The 17220-nt window shown below is 55.8% G+C and carries 14 protein-coding genes; 12 read left to right on the forward strand and 2 right to left on the reverse strand.

From position 1 onward, the window contains the following. The first annotated feature begins 498 nt into the window (after positions 1-498). From J3U88_RS24350 to J3U88_RS24370, 5 genes are all read left to right on the forward strand, one after another. Positions 499-3390 (forward strand): TonB-dependent receptor, encoded by a 2892-nt coding sequence (locus J3U88_RS24350; protein ID WP_207861603.1) that lies wholly within the window; start codon positions 499-501, stop codon positions 3388-3390. A 267-nt stretch (positions 3391-3657) separates the two neighbouring features. Beyond that, complete coding sequence (locus tag J3U88_RS24355; protein WP_207861604.1) at positions 3658-4107, forward strand: thioesterase family protein; 450 nt, start codon at positions 3658-3660, stop codon at positions 4105-4107. Positions 4108-4310: 203 nt separating this feature from the next. Next, positions 4311-7238, forward strand: coding sequence for a tetratricopeptide repeat protein (locus J3U88_RS24360; protein WP_207861605.1), 2928 nt, complete (start codon positions 4311-4313; stop codon positions 7236-7238). Between the two features lie 79 nt (positions 7239-7317). Further along, positions 7318-7935: a DNA-J related domain-containing protein gene (locus J3U88_RS24365; RefSeq protein WP_207861606.1), complete on the forward strand. Its 618-nt coding sequence runs from the start codon at positions 7318-7320 to the stop codon at positions 7933-7935. Between the two features lie 198 nt (positions 7936-8133). Beyond that, a complete protein-coding gene (locus J3U88_RS24370) occupies positions 8134-9342 on the forward strand; it encodes a 6-bladed beta-propeller (RefSeq protein WP_207861607.1) in 1209 nt (402 codons plus the stop codon). A 53-nt stretch (positions 9343-9395) separates the two neighbouring features. Here J3U88_RS24370 and J3U88_RS24375 read toward each other — a convergent pair whose 3' ends face one another. Continuing rightward, entirely contained in the window at positions 9396-9677 is a 282-nt protein-coding gene (locus J3U88_RS24375; RefSeq protein ID WP_207861608.1) for a hypothetical protein, read from the reverse strand. A 220-nt stretch (positions 9678-9897) separates the two neighbouring features. Beyond that, the gene (locus tag J3U88_RS24380; RefSeq protein ID WP_207861609.1) at positions 9898-10566 is read right to left on the reverse strand and encodes a hypothetical protein; all 669 of its coding nucleotides are present in this window, start codon (positions 10564-10566) and stop codon (positions 9898-9900) included. Between the two features lie 168 nt (positions 10567-10734). On the opposite strand from J3U88_RS24380, the gene lysW reads away from it, so the two are divergent. The 7 genes from lysW (at position 10735) to J3U88_RS24415 (ending at position 16990) form a co-directional block, all read left to right on the forward strand. Further along, a complete protein-coding gene (lysW, locus tag J3U88_RS24385) occupies positions 10735-10917 on the forward strand; it encodes a lysine biosynthesis protein LysW (protein ID WP_207861610.1) in 183 nt (60 codons plus the stop codon). A gap of 36 nt (positions 10918-10953) precedes the next feature. Next, positions 10954-11820, forward strand: coding sequence for a lysine biosynthesis protein LysX (gene lysX, locus J3U88_RS24390; RefSeq protein WP_207861611.1), 867 nt, complete (start codon positions 10954-10956; stop codon positions 11818-11820). Further along, positions 11813-12859: an N-acetyl-gamma-glutamyl-phosphate reductase gene (gene argC / locus J3U88_RS24395; protein ID WP_207861612.1), complete on the forward strand. Its 1047-nt coding sequence runs from the start codon at positions 11813-11815 to the stop codon at positions 12857-12859. The genes lysX and argC overlap by 8 nt, the downstream gene beginning before the upstream one ends. A 9-nt stretch (positions 12860-12868) precedes the next feature. Beyond that, positions 12869-13498: a class II glutamine amidotransferase gene (locus tag J3U88_RS24400; protein ID WP_207861613.1), complete on the forward strand. Its 630-nt coding sequence runs from the start codon at positions 12869-12871 to the stop codon at positions 13496-13498. A 24-nt stretch (positions 13499-13522) separates the two neighbouring features. After that, a complete protein-coding gene (locus J3U88_RS24405) occupies positions 13523-14347 on the forward strand; it encodes a [LysW]-aminoadipate kinase (RefSeq protein ID WP_207861614.1) in 825 nt (274 codons plus the stop codon). Further along, positions 14326-15528: an aspartate aminotransferase family protein gene (locus J3U88_RS24410; protein WP_207861615.1), complete on the forward strand. Its 1203-nt coding sequence runs from the start codon at positions 14326-14328 to the stop codon at positions 15526-15528. The genes J3U88_RS24405 and J3U88_RS24410 overlap by 22 nt, the downstream gene beginning before the upstream one ends. A 760-nt stretch (positions 15529-16288) precedes the next feature. Further along, complete coding sequence (locus J3U88_RS24415; protein ID WP_207861616.1) at positions 16289-16990, forward strand: IPTL-CTERM sorting domain-containing protein; 702 nt, start codon at positions 16289-16291, stop codon at positions 16988-16990. Positions 16991-17220 lie beyond the last annotated feature (230 nt).

Consider the following 17220-nt stretch of genomic DNA (forward strand, 5'->3'; position numbering starts at 1 on the left):
ACTTTTTAGGTGAATTTGGAGTTTGGATCTTTACAAGGAAAAAGCTCTTTCAGGATATCCGTGCATTGATGTCATTCAATTTCCTAAACCCCGCTCATCGTGAAATTTGGTCGTGTCCTTTCATCGCGGCTGATGTGGCGGATCGTGGAATGTTTTTCGTGCCGTCCTGGAAAAGTTTTCCAGACCTTCGCCATGCGGTATACACAAGGGCATGTGGGAGGGTCTGATTGGATCGGAATTGAAACCGTACCCGCCGTCAGGGTGATTCGAGGATGGGTGCCTCGAGAGACGGTAGATGGTTTTTGCTGATTTTCGCTACTGGGTCAATTTTTTATTAAATGAGGGTATGACGCACGCGCCGTTTAGGGCGCGCACGGGAACCCTGTGTCTTGACCCACGCGGAACCACCGATTCCTGGACACTTGGGCGCTGATTCACGCCGTGTCCAAGACGTTTTTGAACGCAAGCCTTGGAAAATACAAAGAGGAGGACTTTTTCATGAGTCTGACCACAAAAAGTAACTGGAGAAGTTGGGTCTTCGTACTGTTTGCCTGCGCAAGCCTTACCGCTTTTGCAAGTGACAACACCCACGGGTTCCTGCAGGGAACCGTGACCAGCCCCGACGGCGGCGAATTGCCCGGCGTTGTGGTGAACGTAGAAAACCAAAAAACGGGCCTGAATCGCAGCATGCCCACCAATGATCGCGGTTCTTACCGTTTCCCGGCCTTGCCCGTCGGTACGTACACGGTGACCGCGACCATGACTGGTTTCCAAACCGCCAAAAGAACCGACATTTACATCGGGATCGGCGACAAAACCACCCTTAACCTGGTCCTCAAGCCCGGTGACGTTTCTGAAGTCATCACCGTTACCGCGGAAGAGTCCGTGGTTGACACCAGCTCCACCACCTTCGGCCTGAACGTTCGCACCGCCGAACTCGTCGAGCGCGTACCTGTTGTTCGCGACCAAACCGCGGTTGCCCTGTTGGCGCCCGGCGCGACCGAGGGCGACGAATCTTTTGAAACCGAAGACCTGCACGGTGGCCAAAAATTGGCTTCCATCGGTGGTTCTTCCGTTGCTGAAAACGCCTACTTGGTTAACGGTTTGAACACCACCAACTTCCGTAACGGTTTGGGCGGCAGCACCGTTCCTTTCGAATTTTTGGAAGAACTGCAGGTTAAAACCGGTGGTTATCAGGCTGAATTCGGTCGTTCCACCGGTGGTGTCATCAACACCGTAACCAAGTCCGGCACCAACGACCTCCACTACGGTTTGACCTTTTTCTGGGAGCCCGAGGCCCTCGGTAGCCAGAGCCCCGACACCTACCAGCGCACCAACTCCGCTGAAGACCGCGACGTAACCGACCTGAACCTCTACGTCAGCGGCCCCATTGTTAAAGACAAAGCCTTTTTCTACTTGCTCTACAACCCCCGTCGTACCGAAAGCCAAGATACCCGCGTTGACCAAGACCGTACCTACGAGTCTGACGACGCGTTTTGGGGTGCCAAGTTCGACTGGCACGTAACCCCCGAACACGCCATTGAAGTCACCGTTTTCTCCGATGAGCAGGATCGCGAGCAAACCAACTTCGACTTTGCTCGCGGCGTCGGCCGCGGCGATTTCGCCGGTAACGCCACCCACTCACGCGGCGGTGACAACATCATCGCCAAGTACACCGGTACCATTTCGCCGACATTCTTCGTGTCCGCCCAATACGGTATCAACAAATTCGACCGCACCAGCTCTTCTCCGCTGGATCTCAACCCCCGCATTACCGACCGTCGTACCGGCACCAACCTTAACCTGGGTAGCTGGGTGAACCGCACCGTGGTTGAAGCTGACGACGAGCGCGAAGCCATGCGTCTCGACTTCGATTGGTATGTTGGTAACCACAGCATCCGTGCCGGTTTCGATTACGAAACCAACACCTCTTTTAACAACGAAAACTACTCCGGCGACATCTGGTGGCGTTACGAGTTGGCCGGTGAAGGCAACGACTTCGGCGTTCCCGCCGGTACCGAAATTGTGCGTGAGCGCGTTTTCCGCAACGGCGGTTCGTTTGAAGTTGAAACCACCGCGCTTTACGTCCAAGACTCTTGGCAGATCAATCCCAACATGACCTTGAACCTCGGTCTTCGTAACGAAACCTTCAACAACATGAACGCGGAAGGTTCAACCTTCATCAAAGTCAGTAACCAGTTGGCCCCGCGCCTTGGTTTCATTTACGACCCCAAGGGTGATAGCTCCTCTAAGATCTACGTCAACTACGGTCGCTACTACCTGCCCATTGCCTCTAACACCAACATCCGTATGTCCGGCGCCGAGTTTTTCACCGAGGACTATTACGTGCTAAACGGCATCAACGGTGACGACTCGCCCATCAAAGGCGATCTGGTTCAGTCTTCCGTTTTCGGTGACGGCACCGTTCCCGACACTTCTGAAATCCTCGACACTTCCGTTGAGCCTATGTACCAAGACGAATTTGTGTTGGGCTACGAAACCAAGGTTTCTGAAAACTGGGCTGTTGGTATCCGCGGTGTTCACCGTACTCTTGGTGAAGCCATCGAAGATATCGCTGTAGACGCCGCCCTCAACCGCTACGTTGAAGAAAACTTTGGTATCAGCGATTTTGCCGGTGGTTTCGACTACTACATTCTGACCAACCCCGGCACCGACCTGACCTTCTCCACTGATGTGGACGGCGACGGTGTGTTCGAAGAAATCACCCTCAGCGGTTCTGAGCTGGGTTACCCCAAGGCCGAGCGTGACTACTACGCGGTTGAATTTACCTTCCAACGTGCCTGGACCGACAACTGGATGGTTCAAGGTTCTTACACTTGGTCGCACTCCTACGGTAACTACGAGGGTTGGGTTCGTTCCGACAACGGTCAGGACGACGCCGGTATCACCACCAACTTCGACCAACCCGGCCTGTTGGACGGCGGTGGCGGTAACCTGCCCAACGACCGTCGCCACAACTTCAAGGTGTTCGGTGCCTATGGCTTCGACAACGGCTTGTCCTTGGGTGCCAACCTGAGCGTTCGCTCCGGTCGTCCCAGAAACGCCTTCGGCGTTCACCCCACCGACGAGTTCGCGGCCCTCTACGGCCAAGAAAGCTTCTACGTTGACGGTGTATTGCAACCGCGCGGTAGCTTGGGTACCACCTCTACCGTGACCCGCTTCGACACCAGCGCCCAATACCCCTTCTCCATCGGCAACGGCCAAATCAACCTGCGCGTTGATATCTTCAACGTCTTTGATTTCGACACCGTGACCCAGGTTAACGAAACGGCTGAGGAAGACAACGGTTCTCCCGATCCCAACTTCGGTCTTCCTGAGTACTACCAAACGCCGCGCAGTGTTCGCTTCAGCGCGCAGCTGCGTTTCTAATTCACAGACAGTTTTCACCCGCGGGCGGACCCTCCGCCCGCGGGCTGATAAAGATTTAATGGAAAGCCGGTCCTTCGGGGCCGGCTTTTTGGGTTAAGAGGGCGCACTTTGTCAAGAGATAAAAGTGAACGACCCGTCAGAAATTGAGACATCAAAACATCCGGGGCGAAAAGGTCCGAAACCCGCGCCCGTCCCAGAAGCTTTTGATGTTCGTGGAATGCTGTTCTATGCTTCAAGTGAATCACTTTCTTTTGGGGGGAACGACGGATGGAACAGCAAATCCTCGAGGGTGTGCGCCGCTTTATGGAAGGCATCCCGTTTAACCGGTTTTTAGGTGTTGAGTTGATGGAACTTGAAATCGACAAGGTGGTGCTCAAGGTCCCGATGCGCGACGAACTGGTCGGCAACTACATTCACGGCATTTTGCACGGCGGCGTGATTACCTCGGTACTGGATGTCGCCGGTGGCTGCGTGGCCCTCACCGGCGCCTTTAGCCGACTCAACGGGGAGCCCACCAACGAGGAAATGCAGGCCATTTCCAAGCTGGGCACCATCGATTTACGCGTCGACTTTCTGCGCCCCGGCCGCGGTGAATGGTTTTTGGCGAGCGCCTGCCCCTTGCGAACCGGCAACAAAGTGGCCGTCACCCGCATGGAGTTTCACAACGACCGCGGCGATCTATTGGCCGTCGGCACCGGCACCTATCTCTGTGGTTAATAGGCATTATCGCTAAAAAACCAACACCTCTTTGAGAGCATGGGCCGAGGCGGTGGTTCCGGGCTTGGCCAATTCATAGTGCCACGGATCCGTTTTGGTTTTTTATGGTGGTTTTTCTGCTGTTTTTGGTCGTTCGTCGCGCGTTGAGGGTAGGGCCTTGCTCCATGTCGTGCGGGCCACCGACTGACCTGGCGAGGAACCACATGGACCAAAATGAGCTTGTAGACCGCTTCCCCGAAATGAAATCGATCAGTAGCGTCCCCCCATTGTTTACCTTTAACGGAATCGGCCTCGATGTGGTCGGCCGCCGTGACCTTGATATGGAAACCGGAACTTATGTCAAAACCCATTGTTTGGTTTTCCTGTTGCTTCCCCTTTTTTCCTTTGGGGCGTATCGGGTAGCCGACGACCCCAATAGCAACGGTTGGTTTTTTATCGGAAAGGTTCCCCTCTCGCCTTTGGCCAAGGGCTGGAACCTGTTGATCGCCGCCTTGTTGGTCGGTTCCTTTGGGACCTTTTTGTGGCGCGATTACCACGATGACCCGCGTCGCCAAGCCGACCGTGCCATTGCCGCGCTAGAAACCCGTGTCGCCGAAGAACAATGGCTCGATGCGGTGCGGGCCTGTCGTGATATTCACGGTAGCTTCGGTTTTGTCGAAGGGGTAAATGAACAGCTTAAAGAGATCCTCGGTCCCGTTTTGAGCGAAACCTTTCCGGGGTTGCCGCCTGCCGAGCAATTGGTATTGTTCAAAAATTTGGTCGACACACGGTTGCTTCTCGACAAAGAAATTTTTGCCCGTGAAGGTTTGGCGCTGGCGCATCGTCTGCGTGAAGCCCAACCGGACCAAGCGTTCCTGGTCATTCGCGCCTTGCGCACCGCCGACGCGGAAAACCAAATCCTTGCCGAAATGGAGCAAGCCGTCCTTCTCGAATGGAATCGACGTGACCCCGCCAACCCGGAAGCCGCCGAAATGCTGGCCTTTCAAGCCCGCGATGCCGGGGACCCGGGGCGCGTACGCGCCTACCTAGAGCCGGCCAAGGACCAGTTGGGTACCCGTGAAGGCGCTTGGGTGTTGGCGCAAATTCTTCTGGAAAACGGCGAATCCCAGGCGGCTTTTCCTTTATTAAATGATTATGTGACCCCGCGCTTGCCGGAAATTTCCGCCGCCGCCACCGCCTTTGAGCGTCAATGGCAAAACTTCACCGAGCGCCAACTCCAGCTTTTGCAAAACGGCCACGGGCCCGAGGATTTTTACCGAAAATTGGAACCCTTGGATGAAGCCGGGCAACAGCTTTTGGTCCAAAACTACATCAACAAGGGGGCTGAACGCGAGCCTACCCTGAAGGCTGCCCGCCAACGGCTGGAGAAGGCCAATGAATTGGTGCCGGCCGCGCTTGAGCTGGGCCTGCTGCATATGGATCAAGCACGGGCGCGGGTTGGTGACGCCCGCACCGAATCACTGCAAGCCGCCGAAAAAACCTTTCTCGCCATCGGCGGCATCATGGGTGATAACCAACAATACCGCTTATTCCTTGGTCAGGTAAAATACTGGCTGGGTCGGGAGAAAGAAGGGCGCGCGCTTTTTGAAGCGGTGGTGGCCGGTAAAGCGCGCGATGATCTCACCTTGTTGAACGTTGCCGCGGCCGCGCGGGAAGTGGGCGATGTTACTTGGGCACGGTCCCTCTGCGAGGAAGCTTATGAAAGCGCTACCCTCAAAGCAAACGGTTATAGCGCCGCCTACCTGCGTTCCGTGCTTGCCACGGATCTTGAGGACAAAATTCACTGGTTGGACCTCGCCGACCCCGAAAACCAACAGGTGCGCATTTCTCGTGACGAAACCCGCGCTTCCTTGGCCATGCGTGCCGGCGACAAGGTGAGGGCGCGTAAATTCCTTCAAAAAGCGCTCAAAGGTTATGGCGAGCCGGGTGCGGATGTGACCGTGCTCAACAACGCCGCGCTTATTTGGCGTCAGCTTTTCGGGATTAGCGGCGATATCGAAGAACTCAGAAAAGCCGCGGCACTGATGGAACAGGCCATTGTTCTGAATCCCTCGGACGCCATCTTGCTCACCAATACCGCCGAGGCGATGCGCGAACTTGGGGTTGCCCAGTTGCTGGAGGCAGAACTGGATTTGCGCGTCTTCAGTGAATCCTTGGAACTCGATCAGTTAGATTACTTAATTACCGAGACCTATGGACCGGCCGAGCTTCGCAAAGATCTCGCCGCCAATGATTATCTCACCAAGGCCGTGACCTACTGGGAGCGTTCCGTGCTTTTGGCACCCAAAAACCAGAAGCCATACGATGAACTCGATTCCTACTACTTCTATATGAATGATGTGGCCGGTCTTACCCGCCTCCGACAGGCGCTGGGCACCGTGAAGCTGGATGAAACCGGGCGCGAACAGTTCCTGGCGATGTCGATGAGTGGGACCTATCCTGAGCATATTTTGAAGGGTAGGGCCGCCGCCGCTCAAGAAATGAACGAGGCGATGGCCGATTCCAAAACACGGGGATCACTGACGTCGGTCATGGCCGCCTGTTCCCTGAGTTCGATTCAGCGGGCGCGGGCCTTGATGGGCGAAGACGTGGATGACGCCCAGGTTTTAACGCTTTCCGCGGATGCCTATCGCAAACATCCCTCGCTGGCAACCCTACGTGCGCGAATCAACAGCCATTACTTTGTCGCCCATCGTCGTTTGATCAAAACGGTCCCCGAATATGCCGCCCTTTTCGCGGAAACCAAAAATACCCTGTCCGAGGGGCGCTTGTTGAACACCTTGTTGGCGGCGGACCACCCTCTGGCCGCGCGGATTCATGCCGATCCCGATGTGCGCAAAGCGGCTGAGCTTGAATGGGATTACTTGTCGCGCTGGCCGGAACGTGCCGGTCTGATGGGTTGGGCCGTACATCACAAGCAGGATCCCGTCAAAGCGGCTCGCTTTAAGGAGGTTCTCCAAGCGAACGCCATGCGAGACGTGCATGAGGACGTGGTTTCTCATATGTGGGGCGGCTTCCCCGATACCGTTTTGCGCCGGGTCGCCTGGTGTCACTTCAAAGGGGAATCCGCCCAAGCGAAAATCCTTGTGGCTGATGCACGCAAGGCCGCGTTGCCCATCCCCGAGTTATAGACCGCGATGAGGAACCCCCCGCCGCGGCGGGGGGCCTGGTCGTGTTAGGATGGCTTTATCCCAACCTGGACCGTCTCACATGACCGCGGAACCCCACCAACCCTGGCTTGACTTGGAACACGACCTCGAGGTGTTGCTGGAACTGCTATGGGCGATTTTGGAAAAGCATCCGGCCGGCTTTAAGGAATATGATCTACTCAAACGCTTGGAGTTGGAAGGGTTGGTCTATTTCGAAGGTTCGCTGGACGATGAACTGGTATTGTTTCGGCAACATTTTCTTTTGTTCCATCTGTTGTACCTACTGCGGGATCGCTTGCGTCAAGACGGTGTGTCCGACCTGCATATTCATTGTTTGTCAATTCGCCTGATACCCCTTGTCACTATGTCGCGCGGGTCCCGCGCCGTCGCGCCGGAAGACCCCCTGCGTACCTATTACCTGGACTGGGACCATTGCCGCGGCACCAACCGCCAAGATGTGATTGATATGATTCGCGGTTTTCATCAGCAGGTAGCCACGCGTTCAAGTCGTGACGAGGCGCTGCGTGTTTTTGGGCTAACCCCCCATGCCGGACCAGGTGCCGTCAAACAACGCTTTCGCGAATTGGTCCGTACCCACCATCCCGATTTTGGCGGAGATCGCGCCCGCTTTCATCAAGTCATGGTCGCCGCACGGGTGTTGTTACCTATCAAGCGCTGAGTATAAGTGTATTGAATGGTGATGTTTGAAGAAAAAGAGGAACCTTTTTGTAAGGATCCTGGACAGTCCGCTACTAGCAAGCTGTGCTCGTAGGCGAAAAAAAAATCACTTTTTTTGGCCCGCTTTAGAAAACGAACCACGCCTGGGTAATTGTGTCGGTCACACAACACCATTTTTTCGGAACTTCTGGGGGTATCTTTGAACCGCATCATTTTATGTCTGGTATGTCTACTGACCACCGTTTCTTTGTTTGGCATGGAGCCCGTGAAACGGATTGAAAACGGTACCAAGCCGAAAGGCAAGGTCAAAACGCTGAAATTCACCGAGGAATTGCGCTTAACCGCCGACCAAGGCGACGAATATCTGTGGGTGGGTCCCACCGCCCGTGTCGAGCCGGATCACAACGGCATGATGTACGTGCTCGACACCCGCGAAAGACGTGTGCTTGAGTTTGACCAAAACGGCAAATTTACCAGGGTTGTCGGCAAACAAGGCCCCGGCCCCGGCGAATTCCAAATGCCGCAGGCCCTGCAAATTTTCCCAGACGGCACTGCCATGGTTCACGAACTTGTCGGACCCATGGTGACCGTCAACTATTATGACAAAGGCATGGTTTTCAAAGACCGCACCCAAACGCAAACACTGACGGGCCTGTTGGAAGGCGTGGTATACGCACCGGATAAATCAAAAAAGTTCGCCAACAAGGTGAACGTGGATATGCAGAAACAGACCATGGTTGTTTTCAATGGGCTGATGGACGAGAAGTCCGAGCCTCTGATTCAAGTGGCGCAATACGAAATGATGGGTATTAACCCCGCTCGCATCGGCGAGGCCAACTACTGGGTTGAGTTCATGGCTGACCGCATCCGCATCGGTTTGCATGGGATTGCCGGTATTATGGCGTTCGACAGCGAAGGTCATTTCTACAGCGCGCTAAACGGGCAGTACCAAATTACCCAATACGATGCCAAACAGAACAAAACCCTGGAAATCTCCCGCAAATACAAGCCGTTGCCGTTCACCGAGGAAGAAATCACCGCGGTGGCCGATCCCATTTACGAGATTTTGATGACCCAGTTGCCCCCGCAGCTTCAGGAAATCATTACCCCGGCGGTGATGCGACGTGCCGTTCAAAAAGCAGAGCCACCGCCCGTCAAGCCGCCGGTTAACGGCATTGTCGTGATGGAAGACGGCCACATTTTGGTGATCTTTGATTCCAACTTGGTTACCGGCAAAGGGGTGGTTGATATCTTCAGCCCGCGCGGTGAGTATCTTGGCCAGGCCGAGCGTGATAATCGACCGTTCGCGCGTATGGTGTTCCGCAACGGCAAAGCGTACACCATGGAAACCGTTGATGGTGAAAACGAGTTGGTTCGCTACGACGTTAAGTTGGTTGACGCCAAGTAAGTCGACCCATCCATTTGATATAAAGGTGAAGCGGCGCTTCAGCGCCGCTTTTTTTATTTCTTTTTGCGAACTTTCAGCGTGTAACCCCAGCCACTGCCTTGAATGCCTTTGGCGTCCAGCGAGGCCGCGTACTTGCACAGCGTTTTAAAAGCGGAGGCGACGGGTTTCATGACCTCGGGGGTAACCGCCTGGGAGGGTTCGATCAATTCGATCTCGACCAATTTGTCGGCGGGGATTTTTTCCGGTTCTGGAAAGACCGGCGTCTCCTGGCCGGCTGCCGCCGGGGCCGCCGCTGCTTCGGCTTGTTCTTCGGGTTTTTTGGGCGTTTCGCTCATGGATGTCTCCCTTGTTGTGTTTGGGTCGGTGACGCGACCGTCTTGGTATTAGTCGACGGCGGCGTGCCTGGGTTGCGGTTTTTCCCGCATGGCCTTGTTCATAGACCCCGGCCCGCCTTTCTCACCAGATGGTCGGTTGCGAACGAATCGCCGCGAATTCTGGTGAGATAGGCGGGCCGACCCATGGATTTTACCCGAGCGCGAGGGGAAAGTAACCCCTCTACCACGGCTGTTTGGGGCGGTCTTTGCCGAATCGGGTCAGAATCGATTCAAAGGCTAGGTTTACCTGCGCCTTTTGAATGTAAATAATGAACTCGGTGGCCGTGCTTGAGACCTCCAACACATTAATGCCCTGCATCGCCACCATTTGTAACATGGCGTGCAACACGCCCGGCACTTCCAGGAACTTTTCGTTGAACTTCACCCCGACCGAAGCCAGTTGGTGGTGGACGTGTTTGAGCGAATCGCGCATGGTTTCTTGGGCGATGGGGAAGTGGTCTTTTTCCAAAATGCTGGTGATCTCGCTGATGCCTTCCGTGATCGTCATAAACCCACCGCGCTGCCGCACCGTGTTGTAGACCTCGTTAAGGTCGCGGTGTGCCTGATTGGATTTGGCCACCGTAAAAGAAACCAAATCCGTATGGATGTTAATTTTGTCGATATAGAAATCGGCGAGGGGCGAGGCGACCACCGTTTGTTTGCGGCGTTTAATGCGCGACAGGTTCATTTGGATGGCGGAAACCTGAACCTCTTTGAGGGTGCGTGCCTCAATGAGCGGCTGGAGGTAACGGGCCAGTTGGCTGAGGTTCAAAAGATCCTTGTGCAGCCCGAAAGCCAAGAAATCGTTGGTTTGTAGGAGCTCTTCGATGGCGTCGGCGATGCGAATCATGGGGTCCCCGCTTGTAATTAAATCGAGAAAATTTATATTTTAAACATTTGTGTTTGAATTTTGACTTTTTTCTATAAAAAATTCCCTTCGCCAATCCGCGTTGTTATCTTCCCGCTTATGCCGAACGGGGCTGACCCTTTCGGCCACAATGGATTGAGAGGTGATCCCATGACGACGACCGTGACCGTGGTTGAGTGTGTGGTTTGTGGTGCAGATGTTGAACTCGACGGTACCACCCTGCAAGGTGAGTTGATTGATTGTGACGATTGCGGCTGTGAATTGGAAGTTGCATCGGTTGCGCCTTTTACCCTGCGCGAAGCGCCGCAGGAAGCCGAGGACTGGGGCCAGTAAATCGGCGCCCAAAGATTGTGAAGCGTGGAGTGAACGATGCGTGTTGGTTTGTTACATTCAGTGATTCGAAAAGAAGAAAAGGCCCTGGTACAGGCGTTTGAGGCCCTGTCCGACGTGTCTTTGAGCTTGATTGATGATCGCCGTTTGGTGTACCAGCCGCAACGAAAACCGATGGAGGTCGACGTTGTGTTGGCCCGGAGCCTGAGTCACTCACGCAACCTCAACGCCGTGCGTTTGTTTGAATCGGCCGGCGTGCCCTGTGTCAATACCGCCGAGGTCATCGACCTATGCGGCGACAAGTTGCGAACCTCGTTGGCTTTGGCCGCTTCAGGTGTGCCCCAACCCGAATTACGGGTGGCTTTTACCGAGGAAACCGCACTCCAGGCGATTGAAGCATTGGGTTATCCCGCCGTGCTAAAGCCCATTTCCGGTTCCTGGGGCCGGCTGATTGCCAAGGTGAACGACCGCGAGGCGGCCGAGGCGATTTTAGAGCACAAGGCGACCCTTGGCTCCTACCAGCACAGCATTTTTTACGTGCAGGAATACATTGAAAAACAAGGCCGTGACATTCGCGCCTTTGTGGTCGGCGATCGCTGTATCGCCGCCATTTACCGCACCAGTTCCCACTGGAAAACCAACACCGCGCTGGGGGCCGTCGCCTCCAATTGTCCCGTCACCCCCGAGCTGGAAACCCTTTGTTTACAAGCCGCGCGGGCCGTGGGCGGCGAAATCATCGCCGTTGACTTATTTGAAAGTGACCGCGGTTTGTTGGTCAACGAGATTAACGACACCATGGAATTCAAAAACAGCATTGCCACCACCGGCGTGAACATCCCCGAAATCATCGCCGCCTATACCCTCGAACGCGCCCGCCAGGGTGCCGCGGAGGTGGCCCATGTCTGACGTTCGCGTCGCCATTGTCGGCGGCTCCGGTTATACCGGCGGCGAATTGGTCCGCCTGCTCCTGTTCCACCCCCATGTGCAGATCACCCAAATTACCAGCGAACGTTTTGCCGGTAAATTGGTTGCCAAAGCACACCCCAACCTTCGCGGGGTTACCAAGTTGAAGTTCACCTCGGTGGCGCAACTGGACGCCTGCGATGTGCTGTTTCTCTGTCTCCCCCACGGGGAAGCGGCAAAAAATTGGGATCGTTACGCCGGGCTCGCCCCACGTGTGATCGATCTTAGCGCTGATTTCCGGCTTCGCGACGAAGCCGCCTATCGCTTCTACTACCACAACAACCATCCGCGGCCTGATTTGCTAGCCGACTTCGTCTACGGCATCCCCGAGCTGCACCGCGAAGCCCTTCGCGATGCACGCCGTGTCGCTTGTGCCGGCTGCAATGCCACCGCCACCATTCTCGGTTTATTCCCCCTTTACCGAGCCGGTGTGGTTCTCCCCCAAAACACGGTTGTTGAAGTGAAAGTCGGTTCGAGCGAAGCCGGTAATCGCGCCAATGAGGGCTCGCATCACCCGGAACGTGCCGGGTGCTTGCGTTCCTTTAGCCCCACCGGCCACCGCCACGTCGCCGAAATTAATCGCGAGCTGAGTGTCGCCGACAAGGCGTCCGTCCACTTCTCCGCGACCGCGATTGACATGGTGCGCGGCGCCATGGCCACCTCCCATGTGTTTCTCAATCAATCCCTTACCGAAAAAGATATTTGGAAAATTTACCGCGACGCCTACGGCAATGAACCTTTCGTGCGCATTGTCAAGGAACGCGACGGTTTGTACCGCTTCCCCGAACCCAAGCTCCTTGCCGGGACCAATTACTGCGATGTCGGTTTTGAAAAAGACCCGTCGTCGGATCGGGTGGTGGTGATCAGCGCCATTGATAACCTCATGAAAGGTTCGGCCGGCCAAGCCGTGCAGGCGCTCAATATTATGATGGGTTTCGAGGAAACGACCGCGCTGGCGTTCCCCGGCCTGCATCCCGTGTAGGAGCGCGTCATGTGTCGCATTTTTGCTCGTCGAAGCAGCACCCCTTTTTCCATTGAAGAACAGCTCGCGCCTTTTGCCGCCATGGCCAAGGCCAGCAAGGAATTTCAGGGCCACGGCTGGGGCATGGCCTGGCTGGAAAACGGCCAATGGCGCTTCTACCGCCACATCGAGCCCATTTGGGAACACGATGTGACCGGTTTCGGCAAAACCACCTGTCTGATGATTCACGCGCGCAGCGCCTTTCGCAACGAGGGCATTTTTCTTGAGAACAATATGCCCTTCAGCGACGGCGAAAAGGTGTTCATTTTTAACGGTGAACTCCACGGTGTACGAATCAAATCAGAGGGACGCATCGGCGCCGAAAAGATTTTTAATTTCATCCGGCGTTTTGACCGCGGCGATACCGACGCCGCCCTGCGCAAGGCAACCGACATCATTCGACGCCGCAGCGACTACGTGCGCGGCATGAACATCATTGTTTGTGACGGCCGCCGTTTCTACGTAACCAACGATTTTGGTGAAGATCCGCGTTACTTCACCTTGTACCGCCGCGAAGACGCCGACGGCGTTACCTTCTGCTCCCAACCCTTGGATGGGAAGTGGTTCCCCCTCGGCAACGGCGTCCAGTGGGCGGCATAAATGACGCATCGTGAAGAGGTTCCTGTGACGAACACCGGATTAACCATCATCAAAGTGGGCGGCGGCGCCGCGATTAACCTGCAGGGCGTGGCCGAGGATTTGGCCCAAATCGACGGCCCCAAAATCGTGGTACTCGGCGCCAATGCCGTGCGCAACCAACTGGCGCGTGAACTCGGCCGCGAGGTGCGCACCGTGACCTCGCTTTCCGGCCACACCTCCGTGTTCAGCGACGAACACATGATCGACCTGATTTTCATGAGTTACGCCGGCCTACAAAACAAGAAAATGGTCTCCTGGTGCCGCCAAGCCGGCGTCAATGCCGTGGGTTTGACCGGTCTCGACGGTGGTTTAATCCAGGGCCGCCGTAACCGCGGCATTAAAACCCGCGTCGACGGCAAAAAAATGGTGTTGCGCGACCACTCCGGCAAACCCGTATCCGTCAATGACCAACTTCTGCGGACGCTATTGAAGGACGGTTACACACCCGTTCTGAGCATTCCCATCGCCGACGAAGACGGTCGCCCGCTCAACAGTGAAAACGACGACATCGTCGCCCTACTCCACCAAAGCCTCCAAGCCCAAAACGTTGTGCAACTCATTGAAGCGCCCGGCTTAATGGGCGACATGGATGATCCGGGGTCTCTGGTTTCCCGTTTAAGCGCCGAAGAATTGCGCCAATGGGAAACCCGTGTGGAAGGACGCATGCGCCGCAAGTTGACCGCCTTAAACCGTTTGTTCGAAAATGGCGCCACGCGGCTCGTGATTGCCGACGGGCGAGGGCCGCAACCAATCAGCCATGCACTAGCAGGCGAAGGGACGGTGATTGAATGTCAACCCCAACCATGTTAACCCCTATGGAATCAGCCGAAATCCAGCAGGCCTACACGGACCACGAACTGGATGTCTTCGGCAAGCGCGGTCTCGAAATCGTACGCGGCGAAGGCGCCTGGCTGTTCGATTCAGCGGGTAAACGCTTCTTGGACTGCATCGCCGGCATCGGCGTTTGTAACCTCGGCCACGCACATCCCGACGTGTTGGACGCGCTCCATGGACAAGCCGCCAAACTGATTAACTGCCCCGGCTTCTTTCACAACGATGCCAAGGCCGCCTTTCTCAAGGCCCTGGTTTCCGTGGCACCGGCCGGTTTGAACCGCGCATTTTTGTGTAATTCCGGCACCGAATCGGTAGAAGGTGCGATTAAATTCGCGCGCATTAGCACCGGTCGACAAACCATCATTACCGCCAAGCGCGGCTTCCACGGCCGTACCTACGGTGCCATGAGCGCCACGCCCAACAAAAAATTGAGCGAGGGCTGCGGCGAGCTGGTTGCCGGCTTTCAACACGTGCGCTTTAACGACATTGAAGCCCTACGGGCGGCGGTGAATGGCGAGACGGCCGCGCTGCTCCTGGAAGTGATTCAAGGCGAAGGCGGCGTTTATCCCGCCGATCCCGAATACATCGCCGCCGCGCGTGCCTTGTGCGACGAACACGGTGCCTTGTTGATCGTCGACGAGGTCCAAACCGGCTTTTGCCGCACCGGGCGTTTCTTCGCCTGTGAACACTACGACCTAAAACCCGACATTCTCACCCTCGCCAAAGCCATTGCTTCAGGTTTGCCCATGGGCGCGATTTTGGTGGCCGACCATGTGGAAGTGCCCATCGGGCGCCACGGTTCTACCTTCGGCGGGAACCCCTTGGTTTGTGCCGTCGCCACGCGCGTGATTGAGGTGATGCAACGGGACAACCTCGCCCAAAGGGCGGAGGAACGCGGCCGCTATTTCCTCGAGGGTTTGCAGAAGCAAAGCCATCCCCAAATTCGCGCCTTCCGCCAACGCGGATTGATGATTGGGGTCGAACTCAAAATTAAATCCAAGCCGATTCTTAAACGGCTGATGGCGCTGGGCGTGCTGGTGATGACCTCGGGGGCGACCACCTTGCGCTTCTTGCCGCCGCTCACCATTGAACGCGACGAAATCGACATCGCCGTCGCGGCCTTCCATCAAGTCCTCAACGAGGAGGCTGATGCCTGATTGTCCAAAGAAGTGGTTGCATCCACGCATCAACCGTATTGCAGAACGGTTGTTGTGTAACCACTTTTTCCTCTCCACGCGCCGGGGGCCCTTTGCCCCGGCTCCTTTTTTTCGAGGTTTGATGGGGGGAGGGGTTTGTTCCCATTGCGGCCGGTGCCCTATTCCGGTTGTGCGCAAAACCCGACAACGATTCTTCCAAAGACGGTGGGTACCTCACTGTCGAACCCGTAAGGGTTTCTTCTTTTGGCTGCAAGCTTTGCTTGCAGCCTTTTTTTTCACGGCCCAATGGGGTGATTGTTTCTAACATGCTTGCTTTACGTTGTTTGTTTTTGTTGGGAGGGCTGTTGAGGCGTGTCGTGCGTCAACGTCTATAGCCGGCAATGATCGAATGTTATTTAGTGATACTGTCGTAGGATTTTGGGCCGAGGCGGCTGAGGCCTTTGGCGACAAGGGTCCCGGCGGAGCGACTCTTACGCAATATCCGGTAAGCGAGGTCACTTTTTTCAGAAAAAGCATTATCTTATTGCGCGAGTTGTCCGAAAAGAGAATTAGATAAGCTTCCCAAAATCCTCTCCTCACGCCAAATACGAATGCTCAACCTGATAAACCAACCGCAAAACGTCCCTAACTGATTCCTGGTTTCCCTTGTTTTTGATGCGGTGTTTTTACGACACGGCCCCATCTTTCGCGACACGGGTGGTGGGAACCAACCGGGGAACCGTCTGCTTACCAGCGTTGCCTTGGGCAACGGAGGACCTTCATGCGACAGGGCCGTTTCTGCATCGCCACCTGTCTGCTCGCTTTTTTTGTGAGTTGGTTGGGCCACGACCTCAACCTGTGGGCGCAAACCGCGCCTGTACAAGACGAACAACCCTTGTTGCGGGAATACTATGTTAACCACTACAAAACCTACCGCAACAAACCGGTTCCCGGTTTCAAGTTACTGGTACGCGAATCGCCGGTCGATAGCTGGCGTGTGCTTGAAGAGCCCGTTGCCGGTTTCGAATTTCGTTGGGGTTTTCAGTACAAGGTGCGCGTCGCTATTGACCGGCCCGAACCCCAACAACCCTTCCGTTTGCGGTTGGTCGAGGTGCTTTCAAGCAACCGCGTTCCCAAGGGGACCCCGTTTGAATTGTCCAGTTGGGCGGGCGCCCATGCGCCGCTCGGCGATCAACTGGTCATGCGCGGCAAAAACCAATTTCGTCTGTTAGAAGAGCTGGATTTCACCGCGGATCCGGCCTTGTCGGGTCAGCTCGCCAACCTTCACGACGCGCGGGCCGACGTCACCCTTCATTTCCGCCACGGTGAGGGCACCATGCCGCGCGTGGTGGGGCTCACCCTCAACGGCGCCTTTGTCCCGACGCTGTCCGCCTGGGCCATGGCCTTGTTTGCCGTGGGCTTGGTTGCGGCCGCCGTCATTTTTCAAACCCGCGCCCGGCGCATGTTTCACTGCCCACCCTGACGCCTGGCGTTCCTCATTGTTGAATGCCCCAAAACCCTGCTCAGATGGGGGGGGGCGCGAGCGGGCATGGGTTTGTAGAGCGCTTATTTCTCAGGATAGAAGGATGAATACAGGATGGCCGGTGAAAGGTTTGGTGCGACCGGGCCACGAGGCGCCGCGGATGATTGGGTTCACCTGACACACTGTCTTTTTGGCCTGGCGCGTGCTGACAGGCATTGATGTTCAGGAGA

This window comes from Acanthopleuribacter pedis (assembly GCF_017377855.1).
GTDB lineage: Bacteria > Acidobacteriota > Holophagae > Acanthopleuribacterales > Acanthopleuribacteraceae > Acanthopleuribacter > Acanthopleuribacter pedis.

Excerpts from the sequence above, each read along its gene's own strand:
- J3U88_RS24350 (WP_207861603.1), top strand. The coding sequence starts at position 499 with ATGAGTCTGACCACAAAAAGTAACTGGAGAAGTTGGGTCTTCGTACTG.
- J3U88_RS24355 (WP_207861604.1), top strand. The coding sequence starts at position 3,658 with ATGGAACAGCAAATCCTCGAGGGTGTGCGCCGCTTTATGGAAGGCATC.
- J3U88_RS24360 (WP_207861605.1), top strand. The coding sequence starts at position 4,311 with ATGGACCAAAATGAGCTTGTAGACCGCTTCCCCGAAATGAAATCGATC.
- J3U88_RS24365 (WP_207861606.1), top strand. The coding sequence starts at position 7,318 with ATGACCGCGGAACCCCACCAACCCTGGCTTGACTTGGAACACGACCTC.
- J3U88_RS24375 (WP_207861608.1), bottom strand. The coding sequence starts at position 9,677 with ATGAGCGAAACGCCCAAAAAACCCGAAGAACAAGCCGAAGCAGCGGCG.
- J3U88_RS24380 (WP_207861609.1), bottom strand. The coding sequence starts at position 10,566 with ATGATTCGCATCGCCGACGCCATCGAAGAGCTCCTACAAACCAACGAT.
- lysW (WP_207861610.1), top strand. The coding sequence starts at position 10,735 with ATGACGACGACCGTGACCGTGGTTGAGTGTGTGGTTTGTGGTGCAGAT.
- lysX (WP_207861611.1), top strand. The coding sequence starts at position 10,954 with ATGCGTGTTGGTTTGTTACATTCAGTGATTCGAAAAGAAGAAAAGGCC.
- argC (WP_207861612.1), top strand. The coding sequence starts at position 11,813 with ATGTCTGACGTTCGCGTCGCCATTGTCGGCGGCTCCGGTTATACCGGC.
- J3U88_RS24400 (WP_207861613.1), top strand. The coding sequence starts at position 12,869 with ATGTGTCGCATTTTTGCTCGTCGAAGCAGCACCCCTTTTTCCATTGAA.
- J3U88_RS24410 (WP_207861615.1), top strand. The coding sequence starts at position 14,326 with ATGTCAACCCCAACCATGTTAACCCCTATGGAATCAGCCGAAATCCAG.
- J3U88_RS24415 (WP_207861616.1), top strand. The coding sequence starts at position 16,289 with ATGCGACAGGGCCGTTTCTGCATCGCCACCTGTCTGCTCGCTTTTTTT.